The sequence below is a fragment of the Streptococcus sp. DFI.7.26 genome, assembly GCF_022240605.1.
Classification (GTDB): Bacteria; Bacillota; Bacilli; order Lactobacillales; family Streptococcaceae; genus Streptococcus; species Streptococcus xiaochunlingii.
This window is the reverse complement of the sequence record NZ_JAKOGN010000002.1, coordinates 266,316-285,977: the sequence shown is the minus strand read 5'-3', so window position 1 is coordinate 285,977 and position 19,662 is coordinate 266,316. Positions and strand designations below refer to the sequence as shown.

Genomic DNA, 19,662 nt, shown 5'->3' with positions numbered 1-19,662 from the left:
ATATGGCCATTGAACTATTAACCCCCTTCACCAAGGTGGAGTTAGAGCCAGAAATCAAAGATAAGAAACGCAAACAAGTGGGAATCCTCGGAGGGAATTTCAATCCCGTCCATAATGCCCATCTTGTAGTTGCAGACCAAGTCCGCCAGCAACTAGGCTTGGACAAGGTCCTTCTCATGCCAGAATATGAGCCTCCGCATGTGGATAAAAAAGAAACCATTGATGAAGGCCATCGCTTGAAAATGCTGGAACTAGCCATCGATGGCATTGAAGGTCTGGAAATCGAGACGATTGAGCTAGAGCGTAAAGGGATTTCCTATACCTACGATACGATGAAGTTGCTCAATGAGCGAGACCCAGATACAGACTATTACTTCATCATTGGAGCGGATATGGTAGACTACCTGCCAAAATGGTATCGGATTGACGAATTAGTGGAGATGGTGCAGTTTGTCGGTGTTCAACGTCCCCGTTACAAGGCAGGAACCTCCTATCCTGTGATTTGGGTCGATGTTCCTCTTATGGACATCTCTTCTAGCATGGTGCGAGAGTTTATCGCCCAAGGTCGGACGCCCAATTTTATGTTGCCAAAGCCAGTCTTGGACTACATCAAGAAAGAAGGTTTGTATTAATGACCTATGAAAACTATCTCGGCTTTTCTCGCGAGGTCTTGCTTGAAAAAATGGGTCAAATCTTGCCAGAAAAACGCCTAACCCACTGTTTAGGGGTTGAGAAAGCTGCGCGTGACTTGGCCAAACGCTATGAAGCAGATGAAGAACAGGCTGGACTAGCAGGTCTCTTGCATGACTATGCCAAGAAATTATCGGATCAGGAATTTCTAGACTTGATTGATCGCTATAGTCTTGATCCAGAATTAAAAAACTGGGGCAATAACGTCTGGCATGGAATGATCGGCATTTATAAGATTCAGGAAGATCTCGGACTGACAGATCCAGCCATTCTTCGTAGTATTGAGATTCACACCGTGGGGAGTGGACAGATGTCAACCTTAGACAAGATTGTCTATGTGGCAGATTATATTGAACACAACCGGGCCTTTCCGGGGGTAGAGCAAGCACGTGACATCGCCCAAGTCTCCTTGGATCGTGCCGTGGCCTATGAGACGGCTCGCACAGTCGAACACCTGGCCCACCAAGGATTGCCCATTTATCCCCAAACCCTTGAAACCTATAACGCATTTGTGAAGTATTTGAAAGAGGAGCAGTAAGTGAAGACAGCTTTTATCATTATTGATGTACAAAATATCTTAGTGGAAACAGGTTTTGAGACAGAAAAGCTCCTAGAGAAGATTGCTTATTTGCAAGATCAGGCTAGAAAACAGCAGATTGAAATCATCTACATTCAGCATATTGAAACGCCAGAGGCTTTAACTTCGGAAGATTGGCAATTATCTCCTCTGTTGAAAAGACAGGAGAATGAAAAGGTATTTCAGAAGCGATACAATAGCATGTTTAAGGAGACAGGATTAAAAGAATACTTGGATCAACAAGGAATTCAACAACTGGTCCTGTGTGGCATGCAGACAGAATATTGTGTCGATACATCCATCAAAGTGGGATTTGAATACGGCTATAAGCTGGTCATTCCAGAAGGAGCTGTCACAACCTTTGATGGAGAGGATATTTCGGCAGAAACGCTTAATGAATTTTATGAAAATATTTGGGCAGAGCGTTTTACGGATGTCTTAGATTACAAATCAATTTTTTGAGGAAAGAGGATTACATGAAAGAAAAAGAATTACTTGAACTTGTTGTTAAAGCTGCCGATGAAAAACGTGCAGAAGATATTGTGGCATTGGATGTTCAAAGCTTGACCAGCGTGACAGATTACTTTGTCATCGCAAGCTCTATGAATAGCCGTCAGTTGGAAGCTATCGCAGAGAATATTCGTGAGAAAGTCGTTGAAGCTGGTGTCAATGCTAGCCACGTCGAAGGTGACTCAGCTGGAGGTTGGGTCCTTCTTGACTTAGGTGGTGTGGTGGTCCATGTCTTCTCAGAAGAAATGCGTACCCACTATAACCTAGAAAAGCTATGGCACGAAGCAAGTGCTGTCGATCTTTCAGCAGCCCTAGCATAAGCAGGTAAACTCAGTTGGCAGCAACTGAGTTTTGTTGGTTAAATTGAAATTCTATGGAAAGAAAGGATAGGGCCTTGTGTTTGGTTAGGTTTCTAACTGAACACGAGCTAAAAGATTTGAGAAAGAGAAAAATTTTCTCTTTGCTTTTAAGGCTCTTTGTATCTTAGAAAGGATTTGAACCCGTCCTGTAATCCTCGGAAAATAGATAGCTCTCCTTGGAGCTTAGCTCCATCGTCGTGCTCCTAATTTTCTATCGGATTACGGGCGGACTTGGTATCATGAATATGGCGACTTATGAAACGTTTGCGGCGGTCTATGATACGGTCATGGATGACGGTCTGTATGATTTGTGGACGGATTTTTCCCTCCGCCATCTCCCAAAGACAAAAGATAAGAAAAAATTACTGGAATTGGCTTGTGGGACAGGGATTCAATCTGTTCGCTTTTCTCAAGCTGGTTTTGATGTGACAGGATTAGACCTGAGTGCTGACATGCTGAAAATTGCTGAAAAAAGAGCTGCTTCAGCCAAACAGAAGATTGATTTTATCGAGGGCAATATGCTGAACCTGTCGCAAGCAGACACTTATGATTTCGTGACCTGCTACTCGGATTCTATCTGCTATATGCAGGACGAGGTAGAAGTAGGGGATGTCTTCATAGAAGTCTATAATGCCCTCAATGAGGACGGAGTCTTTATCTTTGATGTCCATTCGACCTACCAGACAGATGAGGTCTTCCCAGGCTATTCTTATCATGAAAATGCGGAAGATTTTGCCATGCTCTGGGATACCTATGAGGATGAAGCCCCCCACTCCATCGTCCATGAGCTGACCTTCTTTGTCCAAGAAGAGGATGGATCCTTTAGTCGCCACGATGAAGTTCATGAGGAACGCACCTATGAAGTTTTAACCTATGACATCTTATTGGAGCAGGCTGGCTTTAAGTCCTTTAAACTCTACGCGGACTTTGAAGATAAGGAGCCAACAAAGACCAGCAAACGTTGGTTTTTCGTAGCGCAGAAGTAGGATAGCATGACAGTTACAGGAATTATTGCAGAATTTAATCCCTTTCACAATGGACACAAGTACCTGCTGGAACAGGCAGAGGGGCTGAAGATTGTGGCCATGTCTGGGAATTTTGTTCAACGTGGCGAGCCTGCCATTGTAGACAAGTGGACACGTGCTCAGATGGCTTTGGAAAATGGAGCGGATCTGGTGGTCGAGCTCCCCTTTCTCGTGGCTGTTCAGTCGGCGGATCATTTTGCCAAGGGAGCGGTAGAAATCTTGTCCCGTCTGGGAATCGACCAATTGACCTTTGGGACAGAAGAAGTCCTGGATTATCAAGCGATTGCGACAGTTTACTCGGAGAAATCATCGGAAATGGAAGCTTTCTTGCGAAGCCTTCCGGATGATTTATCCTATCCACAAAAGACCCAAAAAATGTGGGAAACCTTTGCTGGAGTGGAGTTCACAGGAGATACTCCCAATCATATTCTAGGGCTGGCTTATGCCAAGGCTTGTGTTGGGAAGGGGATTACGCTCAAGGCTATCCAACGCCAGGGTGCAGGATACCATTCGGAAGAAAAAGAAGTGGCCTATGCTTCTGCGACTAGTATACGCCTGCACAAGGAAGATCAGGACTTTGTAGCTAAATTCATGCCAAATAGTCAACTCTTTCTGTCAGCTCCGCAAGTGTCTTGGGAGAATTACGACCAACTGCTCCGTTATCAAATCCTAACCCATCCGGATTTGACACAGATTTTTCAGGTCAATGAGGAATTGGCCAACCGGATAAAGGATGCGGTTCGAAGTGCTAGCTCTGTGGAAGAGTTGGTGGATCAGGTGGCGACAAAACGCTATACCAAGGCTCGTGTCCGTCGCATCTTGACCTATATCTTGGTAGGGGCGATGAATCAAGCTCTTCCAGATGCCATTCATGTCTTAGGATTTTCTGCAAAGGGACAAGTTCATCTCAAAGGCTTGAAAAAAACAGTAGAAATCGTGACCCGAATCGGTAAGGAACCTTGGGATGCCTTGACCCAGCAAGCGGATCAGGTGTATCAGCTAGGCCATCCCCAACTACCGGAACAGATTTGGGGTCGGGTGCCGGTGAGAGTGGAAGAATAAACAGTCTCACTGAAATCTTCTTTGCTCACAAAAATAAAGGAGCTTTTGTCACATAAGGCAAGAACGTTATGATGCACAGAAACAGTGTTTATCCATTGTCTAAAAAATCTTTTTAGACAATGGATTTTTTTGTTTTTACCAAATTTAGAAACTTTTTACGAATAATTAGGTAGATAGGGAAAAACTTGTACAAGTTCCTGACAAGTTTTTCTTTTTCATGTATAATAATAGAAAAGAGGTAGAATGAGGTATGGTCATGGAAGCAGTCGTTTATTCAACATTCCGCAATCATTTGAAGGATTATATGAAGAAGGTGAATGATGAGTTTGAGCCTTTGACAGTCGTGAATAAGAATCCAGACGAAGATATTGTGGTCATCTCTAAGAGTGAGTGGGACAGCCTACAAGAAACCCTAAGACTAACTCAGAACAAGGAATTGTCGGATAAGGTCTTGCGGGGTATGGCAGAAGTCCGAGCTGGTCAGGTTCAACTCCATGAGATTGAGGGGTAACGGATGTTACTCAAGTTTACAGAAGATGCCTGGAAGGATTATTGTTACTGGCAAAGTCAGGACAAAAAAACACTGAAACGGATTAATAGCCTGATTAAAGAGATCCAAAGGGATCCATTTGCTGGGATTGGTAAACCTGAGCCTTTGAAATATGACTTTCAAGGAGCATGGTCAAGACGGATTGATGCAGAGAATCGCCTCATTTATATGATAGATGAGTCAGGTGTCGCTTTCCTCTCTTTTAAAGACCATTACTAAGTTTCTAACAGAGAGTCTTTTTTTATAGTTAAACTAGCTATTTAAAGTTTCCAACTCATAGAAAATTCGCATGAATTCCCCCGTTAAAAATAGAAAAATCTAGTCTAATGGGAACGATTTGTGATATAATGTTAAAGATTGAAAATAATATGAATCAAACACAAGGAGAATCCTCATGGGACGTAAATGGGCCAATATTGTAGCCAAGAAAACTGCCAAAGATGGCGCTAACTCAAAAGTATATGCGAAATTCGGAGTAGAAATCTATGTAGCCGCTAAAAAAGGTGAGCCAGATCCAGAATTGAATACTGCTTTGAAATTCGTTATCGACCGTGCTAAACAAGCGCAAGTGCCAAAACACGTAATTGATAAAGCGATCGATAAGGCAAAAGGGAATACAGACGAAACCTTTACAGAAGGACGTTACGAAGGATTTGGACCAAATGGTTCCATGTTGATCGTTGATACCTTGACATCAAATGTTAACCGTACAGCTGCGAATGTCCGGGCTGCCTTCGGTAAAAACGGTGGAAACATGGGAGCTTCTGGTTCTGTATCTTACCTCTTTGACAACAAGGGGGTCATCGTCTTTGCGGGTGATGATGCGGATGCCATCTTTGAGCTTTTATTGGAAGCAGATGTGGATGTAGATGATGTTGAAGCAGAAGAAGGAACAATTACTGTTTACACTGCTCCAACTGACCTTCACAAAGCGATCGTTGCTTTGCGTGAATCTGGTATCGAAGAATTCCAAGTAACCGAATTGGAAATGATTCCTCAATCAGAAGTTGAGTTATCAGGTGAAGATTTGGAAACATTTGAAAAACTCTACAGCGTTCTTGAAGACGACGAAGACGTACAAAAAATCTACACAAACGTGGATGGATTCTAATAGAAATAGACCTTTGAAGATAATTTCTTCAAAGGTTTTTTTCTTGAGGTTTGGCATTTTTAGGAAGGAAAGCAGAGGACACAACAATAACGATATAGTTCCTGGCTATAACTGAGAGAAAAAAATAGGAATTAGACGAATAGGGGAGGCAGTGATAGAATAGAACTATGCTAGAAAGGGGACGAGAAATGGTATCATTTTCCTATGAACATCTAGTGCCCATTCGGCATTACGTGCATCAGCATCCAGAGTTATCTGGACAAGAATACCAAACCACAGCTTATCTCAAAGCCTATTTGGAAAAGCTAGGTGTACGCATTTTAAACAGTGGATTAAAGACCGGTCTGATTGCTGAGATCGGAAGCGGTCAACCAGTCATTGCCCTTCGCGCAGATATTGATGCCCTTCCAATTCAGGAAAACACGGGTCTCGACTACCAAAGTCAAAACCCTGGTGTCATGCATGCCTGTGGCCATGATTTCCATCAGGTGAGCCTATTAGGGGCTGCAGAAGTCCTAAAAGGTATGGAAACAGACTTAAAGGGAACGGTTCGGTTGATTTTTCAGCCGGCTGAGGAGACTTCTGAAGGAGCATCTGCGGTATTAGCGACCGGGCTCCTAGAGAATGTACAGGCCATCCTTGGATTTCACAACATGCCGTCATTGCCTGCGGGTCAGTTGGCCCTGCGTCCAGGCGCCATGATGGCGGGTGTTGAAAAGTTCAAGGTGACTGTCACTGGGGTGAGCAGTCATGCAGCTCGACCGGATCTCGGTTTGGATACGGTTGTAGCAATCACTAGTATGGTCCAGCAGTTGCAGACCTTGGTTTCGCGTACGGTTTCGCCATTTGAGACAGCTGTCCTATCGGTGACCCATATCGAAGCTGGTTCAACCTGGAATGTTCTTCCCAAGTATGGTTACTTTGAAGGAACCATTCGAACCTTTAATCCGGATCTCCAGAGACGCCTCAAGGCGGATTTCATTCGCGTGATTGAGCAAATCTCTAACAGTACCGGAGTCATGGTCCAATTTGATTGGGGCAAGACACCACCGGTTACCTATAATGATAAGGCCCTGGCTAAAAAAGTTTTTCGCTGGTCCAAGTCTTTTGCAGAAGTTGTCGAGGCCCAGCCATCGACAGCGGGTGAAGATTTTGCTTTCTATCAAGAGAAAATCCCAGGAGTCTTTGCTTTTATCGGATCGAATGGTGCAGCGGATGCACCGGATCTCCACCATGATAGCATGGTCATAGATGATGCTGCTTTTGCAGTATCAGTTCCATATTACGTAGAAAATGCCCTCGCTTTGCTGAAAAAATTTTCAACCAAATGAGACGTGATAGGTAAAACTTATCACTGCCATAAAGAAAATATAATACCCAAGAGTCAGGAATTTTGATATGATGGAAAAAGCTGTTTTTTTAAAGAGGAATAAACAATTTTAGTGAAAAAGGAGAACAAATGAAATTGAATAAATTCATCAAATATGTTGGTTTGAGTCTTGTGGGCTTAGTAGCAGTTGGGACTTTGGTAGCCTGCTCATCCAAGTCATCAAGTAAATCAAGCGGAAAACGGACCATTGAAGTCGCAACAGTTGGAACAACCAAACCCTTCACCTATGATAAGGACGGAGAATTGACTGGTTATGAAATCGAAGTCATGCGTGAAATCTTCAAAGGTTCAGATATGTATGAAGTCAACTTTAATAAGACAGAATGGTCTTCTATCTTTGCTGGCTTAGACGGCGATCGTTACCAAATCGGTGTCAGCAACCTTAGCTACGATAAAAAACGTGCGGAAAAATACTTGTACCCAAATCCATACGCAAAGAACCCAGTGGTCTTAGTGGTTCGCAAAGATTCAGGGATCAAGTCACTGGATGATATCGGTGGCAAGTCTACAGAGGTCATCCAAGGAACTTCTACAGCGAAACAATTGGAAGCATACAATGAAGAGCACAAGGATAATCCAACAGAGCTCAAATATACAGATGGAACGATTCAATCTATTCTTGCTAATTTGAGCGATGGCCGTTCAGATTATAAGATTTTTGAACGTTTGACCGTTGAAGCTTTGATCAAGGACCAAGGGTTGGATAATTTGGAAGTGATTGAACTTCCAAGTGATCAACAACCATACGTTTACCCAATCCTTGCCAAAGGTGAAAAAGAATTGGAAACCTTCGTCAACAAACGAATCAAAGAATTGTACGAAGATGGGACACTTGAAAAATTGTCTAAGAAGTACTTTGGTGGAACCTTCCTTCCAGAAGCTTCTGATATTAAATAAGGTTATTTAAAAACATCATAAGGAGAAAGAACATGAAATTAACAAAACTTTTTGGTGTAGCAGCTCTTGCTACCGTTGCAACCTTTGCCTTAGCAGCATGTGGGTCTTCAAAATCATCTAAATCATCTGATAAAGATGGTGTAACAACTGTTAAAGTTGGGGTGATAAGCTTAAGCGATACAGAAGAAGCTCGTTGGAAAGAAGTGCAAAAGAACTTGGATGATGCAAAAGCAAACATCAAGTTGGAATTCACTGAGTTTACAGACTATTCTCAACCAAACCAAGCTGTTCGTGATGGGGATGTGGATATCAACGCTTTCCAACATTACAACTACCTTGAAAACTGGAACAAAGAAAACAACGCAGACCTAGTTTCTGTAGCAGATACTTACATTGCGCCAATCCGTCTTTACTCTGGTACTAAAGATGGGAAGAACAAATACACTGATGTGAAAGACATTCCTGAAAAAGGAACCATTGCAGTACCAAATGACCCAACAAACGAAAGCCGTGCTTTGTATGTATTGGAATCAGCTGGTTTGATCAAGTTGGATACAAAAGATGGGGAATTGGCTACCATCAGCAACATCAAAGACAATCCAAAGAACTTGACAATTTCTGAGTTGGACGCTTCTCAAACAGCTTCTTCACTTCCATCAGTTGATGCAGCAATCATCAATAACACCTTTGTTCGTGAAGCAGGTATTGATTACAAGAAAGCTCTCTTTGTAGAAAAAGCAAACAGCAACTCTAAACAATGGTACAACTTGATTGCAGCTAAGAAAGATTGGAAATCATCTGATAAAGCAAAAGCAATCGAAGCCATTATTAAAGCCTACCATACTGACAACGTGAAGAAAGTCATCGAAGAATCTTCAGACGGTATGGACCAACCAATTTGGTAATTGATAGGATGAATAGAGAGGTGGAGAAGGTTTTCTCTACCTCTTATCGTGTATAGTAGGAGGAAATGATGTCCAATCCAAGAGAGACAGAACAAATACGCAAATTTGAAAATGATGAGGTGGCTCAACATTATTTTGAAGTCCTGAGGACCCTCATTTCCAAACGCTCCATTTTTGCCCAGCAGATTGGCTTAAAGGAAGTAGCGACCTATTTGGGAGAAATTTTCACAGCTGCAGGAGCTAAGGTAACTGTGGATGACAGTTACACAGCGCCATTTGTCATTGCTAAATTTGTTTCACCCAATCCGGATGCCAAGACCATCATTTTCTACAACCATTACGATACTGTTCCAGCAGATGGCGACCAACCTTGGACAAGTGATCCCTTTACGCTGTCGGTCCATTACGGGACCATGTATGGTCGAGGGGTAGATGATGACAAGGGGCATATTACAGCACGGTTAACGGCTATTCGCAAATATATCCGTGAGAATGGCGACCTGCCAGTCAACATTACCTTTATCATCGAAGGAGCAGAAGAATCTGCTTCGACCGACCTGGATAAGTATCTAGCCAAACACAAAAAACACTTGCGTGGGGCAGATCTCTTAGTCTGGGAACAAGGGACTCGTAACCAACAAGGGGAACTGGAAATCTCCGGTGGCAACAAGGGGATTGTTACCTTTGACATGGTGGTCAAAAGTGCAGATGTGGATATCCATTCCAGCTATGGTGGAGTGGTGGAATCAGCATCTTGGTATCTGCTCAATGGTTTGTCCAGTCTTCGAGATAAAGACGGTCGCATCTTGGTGGATGGACTCTACGACTTGATTGAGGAGCCTAACGAGCGGGAACTGGCCCTGATTGATCGTTATGCTAATAAAACGGCGGACGATGTGACAGAAATCTACAATCTCCAATTGCCTATCTTGAAAGAAGAACGAAGTGAGTTTTTAAAACGTTTTTATTTTGAGCCAGCTATGAACATTGAAGGCTTGGGAACAGGGTATCAGGGACAAGGAGTCAAGACGATTCTCCCTGCAGAAGCTCGAGCCAAGATGGAAGTTCGGTTGGTGCCAGGCTTGGAGCCTAAACAAGTCTTGGAGTTGATTCGTAAACAATTGGATCAGAATGGCTTTGAGAAGATTGAACTTGTTTTCACACTAGGGGAAATGAGCTATCGGAGTGATATGAGTGCGCCGTCCATTCTCAATGTGATTGATCTGGCCAAACGCTTTTATCCAGAAGGGGTCTGTGTTCTTCCGACAACTGCAGGCACTGGTCCCATGCATACGGTCTTTGAGGCCTTGCAAGTTCCAATGGCTGCCTTTGGTATCGGAAATGCCAATAGTCGAGATCATGGTGGGGATGAAAATGTGAAAATTGCAGACTACTATACCCATATTGAATTAATTAAGGAGTTAATCACAAGTTATGAGTAAAGAAATTATCAAACTGGACCATATCGATGTTACCTTTCATCAGAAAAAACGTGAAATTGCAGCCGTGAAGGATGTGACCATTCATATCAATGAAGGGGATATTTACGGGATTGTTGGATATTCTGGTGCAGGGAAATCAACGCTTGTACGGGTCATCAATCTCTTGCAAGTACCGTCAGCAGGTACTATCACCGTAGATGGTGATGTCATCTATCAAGATCAGGTGACCTTGAATGCTGCGGCTTTACGCCAAAAACGCCGAGACATTGGTATGATTTTCCAACACTTCAATCTAATGGCCCAAATGACCGCTGCTGAAAATGTGGCCTTTGCCCTTAAGCATTCAAATTTGTCTAAAGAGCAAAAGGCTGAAAAAGTAGCTAAGTTGTTGGAACTAGTAGGACTGTCAGATCGGGCGGACAACTATCCTGCTCAGTTGTCAGGTGGTCAAAAACAACGGGTGGCGATTGCGCGTGCGCTCGCCAACGATCCAAAGATTTTGATTTCTGACGAATCAACATCTGCCCTAGATCCAAAAACGACCAAACAAATCCTTGCTCTTCTGCAAGAGCTGAATCAGAAGTTGGGCTTGACAGTGGTCTTGATTACCCACGAAATGCAAATTGTCAAAGACATTGCCAATCGGGTTGCTGTTATGCAAAATGGTGAATTGATTGAAGAAGGTTCTGTTTTAGATATCTTCTCAAATCCTAAGAATGAATTAACGCAAGACTTCATCACAACAGCAACAGGAATCGATGAAGCTATGGTGAAAATCAACCAGCAACAAATTGTTAAGCAATTGCCAGCGGATTCTGTTTTGGCCCATTTGAAATATTCTGGTTCGGTGACAGACACGGCGATTATCAACGATATTTATAAACAGTACCAAGTGTCTGCAAATATTCTACACGGGAATATTGAAATTTTGGATCATACCCCTGTTGGAGAGTTGGTTGTTATCCTGACTGGAGAAGCAGCGAATCTATCTGCTGCCCAACGGGATTTACAAGCGGCAGGTGTTTCTGTTCGTGTCTTAAAAGAAGGGAGTAATGCATGATTGACTTTATTCAAACCTATCTACCAAATGTTTACCGGATGGGCTGGAGTGGCCAAGCTGGATGGGGAACAGCGATTTATCTGACCCTTTACATGACCTTTATCTCTTTTGTGATTGGTGGTTTGTTGGGACTCATTGCAGGCTTATTATTAGTCTTGACAGCACCAGGCGGGATTATCGAGAATAAATTGGTTTTCCATATCTTGGATAAAATCACTTCCATCTTCCGTGCCATTCCATTTATCATCTTGCTAGCCTTGATCAATCCCTTCACTCGTATGATTGTCGGAACTGGGATCGGTCCTACAGCAGCCTTAGTTCCCCTATCCTTAGCCGTCTTTCCTTTCTTTGCCCGCCAAGTTCAAGTCGTTTTATCTGAGCTTGACCGAGGTGTGATTGAAGCAGCACAGGCAAGTGGAGCGACCTTCTGGGATATTGTAGGTGTCTATCTTCGTGAAGGTCTTCCAGATTTGATTCGTGTCACAACTGTTACTCTTATTTCCTTGGTTGGTGAAACAGCCATGGCGGGTGCGATTGGAGCCGGTGGTCTCGGAAACGTGGCTATTTCCTATGGTTACCAACGCTTTAATAATGATGTCACCTTGCTAGCAACCTTCTTGATTCTGCTTTTGATCTTCTTTATTCAGTTTATCGGTGATTTCTTGACCAAGAAAATTAGTCACCGGTAAGGATGGTATAGATACATGAAAATAATACAGAAACATCAATTTAAGCAGGTTGCGGCCTTTGCAGGCTTGTATTTTCTTGCCATTGGCTTAGGTGTCCTGCTTGGAAGTCTGGTTGACCATCGAGGGAATATGTTTTATGCTCCAGCCTTCTCTGCCCTAGTTGGTGGAGGGATCTATCGAGTCTATGTTGAGAAAATTCAACGGACAGGAGCTATTCTAGTAGTTGCTCTTGTGATTGGTGCTTTTTTCCTTTTCACTCGTCATGGAGCTGGAGCCTTTCTTCCTGCTATTATTGGGGGGCTTTTAGCCGAATTGGTCGCAGCCCGTGCTCACTACCAGTCGAAGTTAGGCAATGCGCTTTCCTTCCTCCTCTTTTCCTTTACGACGACAGGGCCCATTCTCATGATGTGGATCCAACCGGCTAGTTACCGTGCTTCTTTACTAGCCCGTGGGAAATCGATGGATTATATTGAACGCGTTATGGTACCGTCGAATATGGAGACGGTGAGCTGGTTTTTATTGACCCTTCTTCTTGGAGCTCTACTAGGTTATCTTCTGGGACAATTGGTCTATCAAAAGCTAGATAGAAAATGACATGATGGAGAAGAAATATGCACAATAATTTATTAGTCCTTCAGTCAGACTTCGGTCTGGTAGATGGGGCTGTCTCTGCTATGATCGGGGTTGCTTTAGAGGAATCACCAACCCTCAAGATTCACCACTTGACCCATGACATTACCCCTTACAATATTTTTGAAGGAAGTTACCGCCTCTTTCAGACGGTAGACTACTGGCCAGAAGGGACAACCTTTGTTTCAGTGGTCGATCCGGGTGTCGGCTCTAAACGAAAGAGTGTGGTAGCTAAAACGGCGAAGAATCAATACATTGTTACTCCGGATAATGGAACCCTCTCTTTCATCAAGAAACATGTGGGGATTGTTGCCATTCGTGAGATTTCAGAGGTGAAGAACCGCCGGGCCAATACAGAGTTTTCTTATACCTTCCATGGGCGTGATGTCTATGCCTATACAGGAGCTAAGTTAGCCAGTGGCCATATCAGCTTTGAAGAAGTGGGACCAGAACTCAGTGTCGAACATATTGTAGAAATCCCTGTAGTGGAAACTGTTATAGAGGACAATCTTGTCAAAGGAGCCGTTGACATCTTGGATGTACGTTTTGGTTCCCTCTGGACTTCGATTACTCGGGAAGAGTTCAATCATTTGGAACCCGAATTTGGGGAACGCTTTGAAGTGACCATCTACAACAATGACATGCTGGTTTACCAAAACCAAGTAACTTACGGCAAGTCTTTCGCCGATGTGCGGATTGGACAGCCAATCCTTTATATCAATTCCCTCTACCGTGTTGGTCTTGCCATCAACCAGGGATCCTTTGCCAAGGCCTATAATGTAGGAGTTGGGGCTTCTTGGCATATCGAAATTAGAAAAATGGAAAATTAATAGGAGATAAAATATGAAACAAAAACAAGCTTTTTCAATTAAGGATGTTGTAGCCATCGGGGTTGGAGCAGCTCTCTTTGTGGTCATTGCGATGATCCCAATTCCAGCGCCAGCTCCAAATACCAACATTCAGTTGCAATACGCTCTTCAAGCCCTCTTTAGTGTGATCTTTGGCCCGGTTGTCGGCTTCTTAATGGGCTTGATCGGTCATGCTATCAAAGATGCCATGTCTGGAGGACTCTGGTGGACCTGGATCATTTCTAGTGGATTGTTTGGACTCTTTGTTGGTATCTTCCGCAAGCAAATCGGTGACCTCAAAGGAGAAGTGACCAAGAAAGAATTGATCGTCTTTAACGTTGTGCAAGTCATTGCCAACTTGCTTATTTGGGGATTGATTGCTCCGGTTGGGGATGTCTTGATCTACCACGATAATCCAAATAAAGTCTTCCTACAAGGTGTTGTTGCGGGTTCTGTCAATGCGTTAGTGGTAGCTATTGCAGGTTCTCTTCTCTTGATTGCTTATGCACGGACTCAAACAAAAGATGGAAGTTTGTCTAAAGACTAATCATAACTAAGAAGATAAAGTCTGGGAAACCAGGCTTTTTTTTGTTTGCCAAAAATATTTTTTACAAAATGTAAGATATATGTTGCAAAATAGAAAATATAGTGTATAATAGAGCTATAAAAACAAGAAAGGAAAAGCATGTGGCGAAAAATCTCAAATTAAAAATGGCCCGGGTCGAGCATGATATGACCCAGGGAGATCTTGCAGATGCCATCGGGGTGACACGCCAGACCATTGGCCTGATCGAGGCAGGGAAGTACAATCCGACCCTCAGCCTCTGCCTTGCTATTTGTAAGACCTTGGATAAGACGCTGGATCAACTGTTCTGGGAGTAACAGTTTTAACAATAGAAAGAGGAAACATATGAAACAAAAGAAAGAACCAATTGTAAAAGATGAACGGACCATGCTGCTTGATGGAAAAATTGCAGGGGAACTTGTTTTAGGAATGACCTGCTTTATCGCCTTATCAGCCTTTGTGAAAGCTAGTATTCTGGACTTAGCCCTAGTAGCCTATATGCCCGAACTTATTCTCTTGATTGTCATGGGAGTTTATGCCTTTGTGAGAAGGATCAGCTCAGGGATCGACATTCGAGATATGTTAGAAAAAGATAGCTGGTTCAGCCGCATCGGGGCAGGCGTCTTATTTGCCTTATTTGTGATCGCAACAGATGTGATTGGGAAGCGCGAAACGATGAGCTTTATGTTCAGTCCCAAGTATCTGCTCAAAATCGTTCTTGCCATTTTAGTCTTTGCCCTTTTGACTTATCTGTTAGAGAAACCACTTGCTCTTATCAATAGGAAAAAACAAAAGAAGATCGAGGCAGAGTTAGAGGAGGAATAAATGAGATTACAATTGTTGAACAAACAAATTATAGATGAACGAGAAGAAGGACTGGCCAATAAGGCTGGTGCTGAAACGGCTAGTTTTCTATTCTTGGTCTTAGCGGTTTTTAGTGTGGGATCTATGTTTACTACCAATCCTGGACTGAGTCCAATTATGGTCGTAACCTTACTCATTGTTTCAGGATTGTATTATACGGTTCGTTGTCAACGATTGGGTGTACGGTTTATCAGCTATAGCTACCTCAATCTAATGGGGATTATTACTGTAACTTGTGTTCTCTCCTTATTCATCTGGGCTCAAAATTTTCAATTAAACCAAGCAATCTATCACAATAATCCCTTTCATTCAAAATTTTTGCTGGTGCTTCCTATCACATTTCTCCTGAATCTTCCGATTGTATGGGGGATGAATTCCCTTGTGATGCTCCTAGCAAAAGTAGAGAAAAAACGCTATGAAGCCTATTTAGACCAGTTGGAAAAGGAAGAGTAGGTAGTTGGAACCTTATTATCGTCGTGTAAAAGTCTGGAATCCCAGGCTTTTATTTTTCAGTCAAATAAATTGCATTCGTTTTCTCGGGAGAGTATACTGGTATAGTTGAATGAAAAATTCTGATAATTTAATCTTAGAAAAGAGAATCTTATGGCAAAACCTATTCGTGTTTTACTTTACTATAAATATGTTCCCATCGAAAACGCAGAACAATTTGCGGCAGACCACTTGGCTTTCTGTAAATCAATCGGGCTCAAGGGACGTATCCTAGTTGCTGATGAAGGAATCAACGGAACCGTTTCTGGTGATTACGAAACGACGCAAAAATACATGGACTATGTTCACAGCCTTCCAGGTATGGAAGACCTCTGGTTCAAGATTGATGAGGAAGAAGAGCAAGCTTTCAAGAAAATGTTTGTACGTTATAAGAAAGAGATTGTCCACCTTGGATTAGAGGATGATAACTTCGATAACGATATCAATCCCCTTGAAACGACAGGTGCTTACTTGTCTCCAAAAGAATTTAAAGAAGCCCTCCTAGATGAAGATACAGTTGTCCTTGATACTCGTAACGACTACGAGTACGACCTTGGACACTTCCGTGGCGCTATTCGTCCAGATATCCGCAATTTCCGTGAGTTGCCACAATGGGTCCGTGATAACAAGGAAAAATTCATGGACAAGCGTGTCGTAGTTTACTGTACAGGTGGCGTTCGTTGTGAGAAATTCTCAGGCTGGATGGTGCGTGAAGGCTACAAAGATGTCGGTCAATTGCACGGCGGAATTGCAACCTACGGAAAAGACCCAGAAGTTCAAGGAGAGCTGTGGGATGGGAAAATGTACGTCTTTGACGAGCGGATCGCAGTCGATGTCAACCATGTCGATCCAAGCGTTGTCGGAAAAGACTGGTTTGATGGAACACCATGTGAACGCTATGTCAACTGTGGAAATCCTTTCTGTAACCGTCGCATCTTGACTTCAGAAGAAAACGAAGACAAGTACCTCCGTGGCTGCTCCCATGAGTGTCGTGTTCATCCACGCAATCGCTATGTAGAAGAACACAACTTGTCACAGACAGAAGTTGCTGAACGTTTGGCCGTTATCGGTGAGACGCTTGATGGAACTCTTGCATAAGTTAAAAGCAGCCTTTTGGCTGTTTCAGATTGAAGACAAAGTCTTTTGAAAAACTTCCCTTAGGTGAGTACGGACGTCAGCGAACTTCTACGAAGTTCCATGACTTAGTTTTGAACCTAAGGTTTCAAAACTCCCGAGTGCTTGAACCACTGTGGTTCAAGCACTTTTTCTCACAGCGGAAAGTTTTTCATCTTCTTTAATGACAAAAAAATATAAGTCATGTTTTGAAAGTCATCTAGCTGTTTAATGTAGCACAATAGTTTGTCTACATTCAAAAACAGACTTTCGGCTGTTTTTTCTATGGAAAGTCGTGAAAATTTGTGCTATAATTTGGTAAGCGATTACAAAAAGGAGAAAACAAATGTCAGTTGTGTTTTCAATTCGAAATAAAAAGAGTATGTTTGGCTATCAAAAAGTGATGCCAGCTAAAGATGTATTGAATTTGGTAGAGGGAGTTCTTACCTACAGTTTTGAGGAATCCATGCTTGGTCGCTCTCTCAAAGATTTTCCAGCCATGATGTGTATCCGCTATGGCAAGAGCTGCTTGCCGATCATCCTTCGTTATCTGGATCAAGAGCATGCTTATCAGTTCATCCTTGCAGATTTTGCCACCCTTGAAGATTGGCGACTCATCTTGGAATGGCTCAGTGCCCTAGCTCGTCAGTTGGGGAATGAGATTCACGATAATTTAGGAACCAGCTATGACGCAGATTCTATTTTCTCTTTTGACTATGAGAACTATTTGCTGAAGAATCTACAGAATCTAGAAAAAGATCCAGACCTTCATCAATATCAACTTCAGGGATTTGCTCATTCTGTGATCTTGGATCGTGAGCTCCTTCGTAAAATTTTAGACTCCGCTCAACCTTTAGAGGAGTTCAGTCAAGTGGTTAAAAAGGTTCAATACAGCTCCGCCTTCTTTAGTCAAGTTCGTTTCTACCGTCAGAACGAAACGGGAGGCATTATTGGCAGTTACAGTCTAACAGAAGATACGGATACTGTCTTGCCACGTGTGCCTTTTGTACCTGCTGAGTTTGTAGAGAAGGTCAATATGGATGAGGTCATCGACTGGAAAGTGAACCTAGTGGAAATCACTGGAAATCCTGATATGCCAGAGAGTTATAAGCCGGTGGCTGCTGTGAATTTAGAAGCCCTACTGGATGCTTTGGACTCGAGTGAATTTGAATTGTTGGATGCTAATCAAATTGAAATTAAAAAATTGTCCAAAGAACGCTTGTTGCAATTAGCCCAACTCTAATAAAAAAACAGTTCATTTGAACTGTTTCAGATTGAAGACAAAGTAATTTTAAAAACTTTCCTAATGTGAGTGCGGACGTCAGCGAACTTCTTCGAAGTTCCAAGACTAATTATTGAGCTTAAGGTCTCAATAATTCCGAGTGCCTGAAATAACTGTGATTCAGGCACTTTTCTCACAGCGGAAAGTTTTCTATATTCTTAAATGACTAAAAAATATAAATTATTTTATGAAAATTATCTAGCTGTTTTATGTAAAAAAGTAGTTTGTCTACATTCAAAAAGTTCTCAGTGTTGAGAACTTTTTCTTTTAGTTTGATTCATGTGGCAAGATCAAGTTAAGTATGATTCCTGTCATAGCTGAGAGGGCTGTTCCTGAAAGGGTCACTGGACCGAGTTTCAGAATTGCTCCACCAAGTCCAAGAACCAACATGGCACTTGCAATAATCAAGTTGCGCATCAAGCTAAAGTCAACGCGTTCTTTGATCAAGACTTTCAAACCATTACTTGCGATTACCCCGTAGAGAAGGATAGACATCCCACCGAGAACAGAGTTTGGAATAGTAGAAATGAGGGCAGTAAACTTACCAAGGAAGCTCAAGGAAATAGCAATCAAGGCTGCATTTCGGATAACGGAAACAGAAGCGATGCGAGTCATCCCAATAACGCCTGTATTTTCACCGTAAGTGGTATTAGCTGGACCACCAAGGAAGGCAGATACAGATGTTGCAATCCCGTCACCAAGAAGGGTACGGTGAAGACCTGGTTGTTTCAAAAATTGACGGCCACAGATTTGGCTAAGCACGGTATGGTCACCAATGTGTTCTGAAATAGTTACGATAGCGATTGGCAAGATAGCGATGGTTTCAGGACCGAAATACAAGTTGTATTGTTTGAAGGCCCCACCCGTATTGAAAGGAAGATAGAAACCAGGGATTTCAAACCAGTTGGCCTTGAGGACGGGATCGAAGTCAACCAAGCCCAAGCAGACTGCGAAGACATAACCACCGATAATGGCAAAGAGGAAAGGAATGATTTTGAAGAAACCTTTTCCTTTGGTGTTGATGAAGGCAGCGATCAGGAAGGTCACGACAGCAACAAGGGCATTTTTCCAATCTCCCCCTTCGACAAAACCAGCGTTCTTAACGGCTGATCCTGCAAGCCCTAGACCAATGACGATGATCATAGGTCCAATAACAACGGCAGGAAGCAATTTGTCAATCCAGCGAGTGCCTGCTACTTTAACCCCTGCTGCGACTAGTACGTAGATCAGACCAGTCAGGATAACCCCAGTTTGGGCTGCATCGACTTTTCCTCCCATTTCTTTCATCGCCAAAGCCATGGCTGTGATAAAGGCGAAGGAAGATCCAAGGTAGACAGGGACTTTAAAGCCGGTACAAGTCATATAGATCAGTGTCCCGACCCCTGATGCAAAGAGGGCAACGGATACGGGCATGCCCAAGATGAGTGGTACCAAAATGGTAGCCCCAAACATGGCGAAAACGTGTTGGAAACTTAATAAGATTCCTTTTAGGGGTGCCGGACTTTGGTCGACATCCAGGAGCAAATCAACAGTTGATTCTTCTTTCATAATAACCTCACTTTTGGGCACCAAAAAAGAGCCCATGATTTTTTTGCATAGCAAGG

The 19,662-nt window shown here is 42.8% G+C and carries 24 protein-coding genes; 23 read left to right on the top strand and 1 reads right to left on the bottom strand.

The annotated features are described in order from the left end of the window. Positions 1 to 2 precede the first annotated feature (2 nt). The 23 genes from L0M85_RS04085 to L0M85_RS03975 all read left to right on the top strand — a co-directional run bounded on the left by L0M85_RS04085 (position 3) and on the right by L0M85_RS03975 (position 18,019). On the top strand, positions 3 to 632 hold the full coding sequence (locus L0M85_RS04085; protein WP_129270137.1) for a nicotinate-nucleotide adenylyltransferase: 630 nt from the start codon (positions 3 to 5) through the stop codon (positions 630 to 632). After that, entirely contained in the window at positions 632 to 1,228 is a 597-nt protein-coding gene (gene yqeK, locus L0M85_RS04080; protein WP_156676491.1) for a bis(5'-nucleosyl)-tetraphosphatase (symmetrical) YqeK, read from the top strand. Before L0M85_RS04085 ends, yqeK begins: the two co-directional genes overlap by 1 nt. Continuing rightward, positions 1,229 to 1,729 carry a cysteine hydrolase family protein gene (locus L0M85_RS04075; protein ID WP_156676492.1) on the top strand — a complete coding sequence of 167 codons (501 nt, stop codon included), beginning with the start codon at positions 1,229 to 1,231 and terminating at the stop codon, positions 1,727 to 1,729. Positions 1,730 to 1,743: 14 nt separating this feature from the next. Next, positions 1,744 to 2,097, top strand: coding sequence for a ribosome silencing factor (rsfS, locus tag L0M85_RS04070; protein WP_238656528.1), 354 nt, complete (start codon positions 1,744 to 1,746; stop codon positions 2,095 to 2,097). Positions 2,098 to 2,381: 284 nt separating this feature from the next. Then, entirely contained in the window at positions 2,382 to 3,122 is a 741-nt protein-coding gene (locus L0M85_RS04065; RefSeq protein WP_342751250.1) for a class I SAM-dependent methyltransferase, read from the top strand. Positions 3,123 to 3,128: 6 nt separating this feature from the next. After that, positions 3,129 to 4,223, top strand: a complete 1,095-nt coding sequence (locus L0M85_RS04060) for a nucleotidyltransferase (protein ID WP_156676495.1) — start codon at positions 3,129 to 3,131, stop codon at positions 4,221 to 4,223. 256 nt (positions 4,224 to 4,479) lie between these two features. Further along, positions 4,480 to 4,734, top strand: a complete 255-nt coding sequence (locus L0M85_RS04055; RefSeq protein ID WP_238656527.1) for a type II toxin-antitoxin system Phd/YefM family antitoxin — start codon at positions 4,480 to 4,482, stop codon at positions 4,732 to 4,734. Positions 4,735 to 4,737: 3 nt separating this feature from the next. Continuing rightward, positions 4,738 to 4,992: a Txe/YoeB family addiction module toxin gene (locus L0M85_RS04050; protein WP_156676497.1), complete on the top strand. Its 255-nt coding sequence runs from the start codon at positions 4,738 to 4,740 to the stop codon at positions 4,990 to 4,992. Positions 4,993 to 5,167: 175 nt separating this feature from the next. Further along, positions 5,168 to 5,884, top strand: coding sequence for a YebC/PmpR family DNA-binding transcriptional regulator (locus L0M85_RS04045; protein ID WP_006146163.1), 717 nt, complete (start codon positions 5,168 to 5,170; stop codon positions 5,882 to 5,884). Between the two features lie 188 nt (positions 5,885 to 6,072). Then, positions 6,073 to 7,215, top strand: coding sequence for an amidohydrolase (locus L0M85_RS04040; RefSeq protein WP_125334845.1), 1,143 nt, complete (start codon positions 6,073 to 6,075; stop codon positions 7,213 to 7,215). 128 nt (positions 7,216 to 7,343) lie between these two features. Beyond that, positions 7,344 to 8,171: an amino acid ABC transporter substrate-binding protein gene (locus tag L0M85_RS04035; protein ID WP_125334843.1), complete on the top strand. Its 828-nt coding sequence runs from the start codon at positions 7,344 to 7,346 to the stop codon at positions 8,169 to 8,171. A gap of 32 nt (positions 8,172 to 8,203) precedes the next feature. Beyond that, the gene (locus L0M85_RS04030) at positions 8,204 to 9,076 is read left to right on the top strand and encodes a MetQ/NlpA family ABC transporter substrate-binding protein (protein ID WP_238656526.1); all 873 of its coding nucleotides are present in this window, start codon (positions 8,204 to 8,206) and stop codon (positions 9,074 to 9,076) included. Between the two features lie 68 nt (positions 9,077 to 9,144). After that, positions 9,145 to 10,518 (top strand): M20/M25/M40 family metallo-hydrolase, encoded by a 1,374-nt coding sequence (locus L0M85_RS04025; protein WP_125334839.1) that lies wholly within the window; start codon positions 9,145 to 9,147, stop codon positions 10,516 to 10,518. Continuing rightward, complete coding sequence (locus L0M85_RS04020) at positions 10,511 to 11,578, top strand: methionine ABC transporter ATP-binding protein (RefSeq protein ID WP_048789833.1); 1,068 nt, start codon at positions 10,511 to 10,513, stop codon at positions 11,576 to 11,578. The genes L0M85_RS04025 and L0M85_RS04020 overlap by 8 nt, the downstream gene beginning before the upstream one ends. Next, a complete protein-coding gene (locus L0M85_RS04015) occupies positions 11,575 to 12,267 on the top strand; it encodes a methionine ABC transporter permease (protein ID WP_006595735.1) in 693 nt (230 codons plus the stop codon). Before L0M85_RS04020 ends, L0M85_RS04015 begins: the two co-directional genes overlap by 4 nt. 15 nt (positions 12,268 to 12,282) lie before the next feature. Then, positions 12,283 to 12,861 (top strand): MptD family putative ECF transporter S component, encoded by a 579-nt coding sequence (locus tag L0M85_RS04010; RefSeq protein ID WP_238656525.1) that lies wholly within the window; start codon positions 12,283 to 12,285, stop codon positions 12,859 to 12,861. Positions 12,862 to 12,878: 17 nt separating this feature from the next. Continuing rightward, positions 12,879 to 13,727 carry an S-adenosyl-l-methionine hydroxide adenosyltransferase family protein gene (locus tag L0M85_RS04005; protein WP_126404726.1) on the top strand — a complete coding sequence of 283 codons (849 nt, stop codon included), beginning with the start codon at positions 12,879 to 12,881 and terminating at the stop codon, positions 13,725 to 13,727. Between the two features lie 13 nt (positions 13,728 to 13,740). Beyond that, on the top strand, positions 13,741 to 14,292 hold the full coding sequence (locus L0M85_RS04000) for an ECF-type riboflavin transporter substrate-binding protein (RefSeq protein ID WP_238656524.1): 552 nt from the start codon (positions 13,741 to 13,743) through the stop codon (positions 14,290 to 14,292). A gap of 140 nt (positions 14,293 to 14,432) precedes the next feature. Then, on the top strand, positions 14,433 to 14,627 hold the full coding sequence (locus tag L0M85_RS03995; protein WP_003005328.1) for a helix-turn-helix transcriptional regulator: 195 nt from the start codon (positions 14,433 to 14,435) through the stop codon (positions 14,625 to 14,627). A gap of 28 nt (positions 14,628 to 14,655) precedes the next feature. Beyond that, the gene (locus L0M85_RS03990; protein WP_238656523.1) at positions 14,656 to 15,135 is read left to right on the top strand and encodes a DUF6773 family protein; all 480 of its coding nucleotides are present in this window, start codon (positions 14,656 to 14,658) and stop codon (positions 15,133 to 15,135) included. Next, on the top strand, positions 15,136 to 15,627 hold the full coding sequence (locus L0M85_RS03985; protein WP_238656522.1) for a DUF6773 family protein: 492 nt from the start codon (positions 15,136 to 15,138) through the stop codon (positions 15,625 to 15,627). Between the two features lie 150 nt (positions 15,628 to 15,777). Beyond that, complete coding sequence (locus L0M85_RS03980; RefSeq protein WP_140814263.1) at positions 15,778 to 16,761, top strand: rhodanese-related sulfurtransferase; 984 nt, start codon at positions 15,778 to 15,780, stop codon at positions 16,759 to 16,761. A gap of 361 nt (positions 16,762 to 17,122) precedes the next feature. Continuing rightward, positions 17,123 to 18,019, top strand: a complete 897-nt coding sequence (locus tag L0M85_RS03975) for a DUF4299 family protein (protein WP_238656521.1) — start codon at positions 17,123 to 17,125, stop codon at positions 18,017 to 18,019. Positions 18,020 to 18,325: 306 nt separating this feature from the next. On the opposite strand, the gene L0M85_RS03970 is transcribed toward L0M85_RS03975, so the two are convergent. Beyond that, on the bottom strand, positions 18,326 to 19,606 hold the full coding sequence (locus L0M85_RS03970; RefSeq protein ID WP_048716531.1) for a solute carrier family 23 protein: 1,281 nt from the start codon (positions 19,604 to 19,606) through the stop codon (positions 18,326 to 18,328). Positions 19,607 to 19,662: the final 56 nt, after the last annotated feature.

Coding starts and splice junctions, on each gene's coding strand:
- L0M85_RS04065 (WP_342751250.1), top strand. CDS start 2,382: ATGGCGACTTATGAAACGTTTGCGGCGGTCTATGATACGGTCATGGAT.
- L0M85_RS03985 (WP_238656522.1), top strand. CDS start 15,136: ATGAGATTACAATTGTTGAACAAACAAATTATAGATGAACGAGAAGAA.
- L0M85_RS04025 (WP_125334839.1), top strand. CDS start 9,145: ATGTCCAATCCAAGAGAGACAGAACAAATACGCAAATTTGAAAATGAT.
- L0M85_RS04040 (WP_125334845.1), top strand. CDS start 6,073: ATGGTATCATTTTCCTATGAACATCTAGTGCCCATTCGGCATTACGTG.
- L0M85_RS04030 (WP_238656526.1), top strand. CDS start 8,204: ATGAAATTAACAAAACTTTTTGGTGTAGCAGCTCTTGCTACCGTTGCA.
- L0M85_RS03975 (WP_238656521.1), top strand. CDS start 17,123: ATGTCAGTTGTGTTTTCAATTCGAAATAAAAAGAGTATGTTTGGCTAT.
- L0M85_RS04015 (WP_006595735.1), top strand. CDS start 11,575: ATGATTGACTTTATTCAAACCTATCTACCAAATGTTTACCGGATGGGC.
- L0M85_RS04060 (WP_156676495.1), top strand. CDS start 3,129: ATGACAGTTACAGGAATTATTGCAGAATTTAATCCCTTTCACAATGGA.
- L0M85_RS04000 (WP_238656524.1), top strand. CDS start 13,741: ATGAAACAAAAACAAGCTTTTTCAATTAAGGATGTTGTAGCCATCGGG.
- L0M85_RS04050 (WP_156676497.1), top strand. CDS start 4,738: ATGTTACTCAAGTTTACAGAAGATGCCTGGAAGGATTATTGTTACTGG.
- L0M85_RS03970 (WP_048716531.1), bottom strand. CDS start 19,606: ATGAAAGAAGAATCAACTGTTGATTTGCTCCTGGATGTCGACCAAAGT.
- L0M85_RS03980 (WP_140814263.1), top strand. CDS start 15,778: ATGGCAAAACCTATTCGTGTTTTACTTTACTATAAATATGTTCCCATC.
- L0M85_RS04085 (WP_129270137.1), top strand. CDS start 3: ATGGCCATTGAACTATTAACCCCCTTCACCAAGGTGGAGTTAGAGCCA.
- L0M85_RS04020 (WP_048789833.1), top strand. CDS start 10,511: ATGAGTAAAGAAATTATCAAACTGGACCATATCGATGTTACCTTTCAT.
- L0M85_RS04005 (WP_126404726.1), top strand. CDS start 12,879: ATGCACAATAATTTATTAGTCCTTCAGTCAGACTTCGGTCTGGTAGAT.
- L0M85_RS04010 (WP_238656525.1), top strand. CDS start 12,283: ATGAAAATAATACAGAAACATCAATTTAAGCAGGTTGCGGCCTTTGCA.
- rsfS (WP_238656528.1), top strand. CDS start 1,744: ATGAAAGAAAAAGAATTACTTGAACTTGTTGTTAAAGCTGCCGATGAA.
- L0M85_RS03990 (WP_238656523.1), top strand. CDS start 14,656: ATGAAACAAAAGAAAGAACCAATTGTAAAAGATGAACGGACCATGCTG.
- yqeK (WP_156676491.1), top strand. CDS start 632: ATGACCTATGAAAACTATCTCGGCTTTTCTCGCGAGGTCTTGCTTGAA.
- L0M85_RS04045 (WP_006146163.1), top strand. CDS start 5,168: ATGGGACGTAAATGGGCCAATATTGTAGCCAAGAAAACTGCCAAAGAT.
- L0M85_RS04055 (WP_238656527.1), top strand. CDS start 4,480: ATGGAAGCAGTCGTTTATTCAACATTCCGCAATCATTTGAAGGATTAT.
- L0M85_RS04035 (WP_125334843.1), top strand. CDS start 7,344: ATGAAATTGAATAAATTCATCAAATATGTTGGTTTGAGTCTTGTGGGC.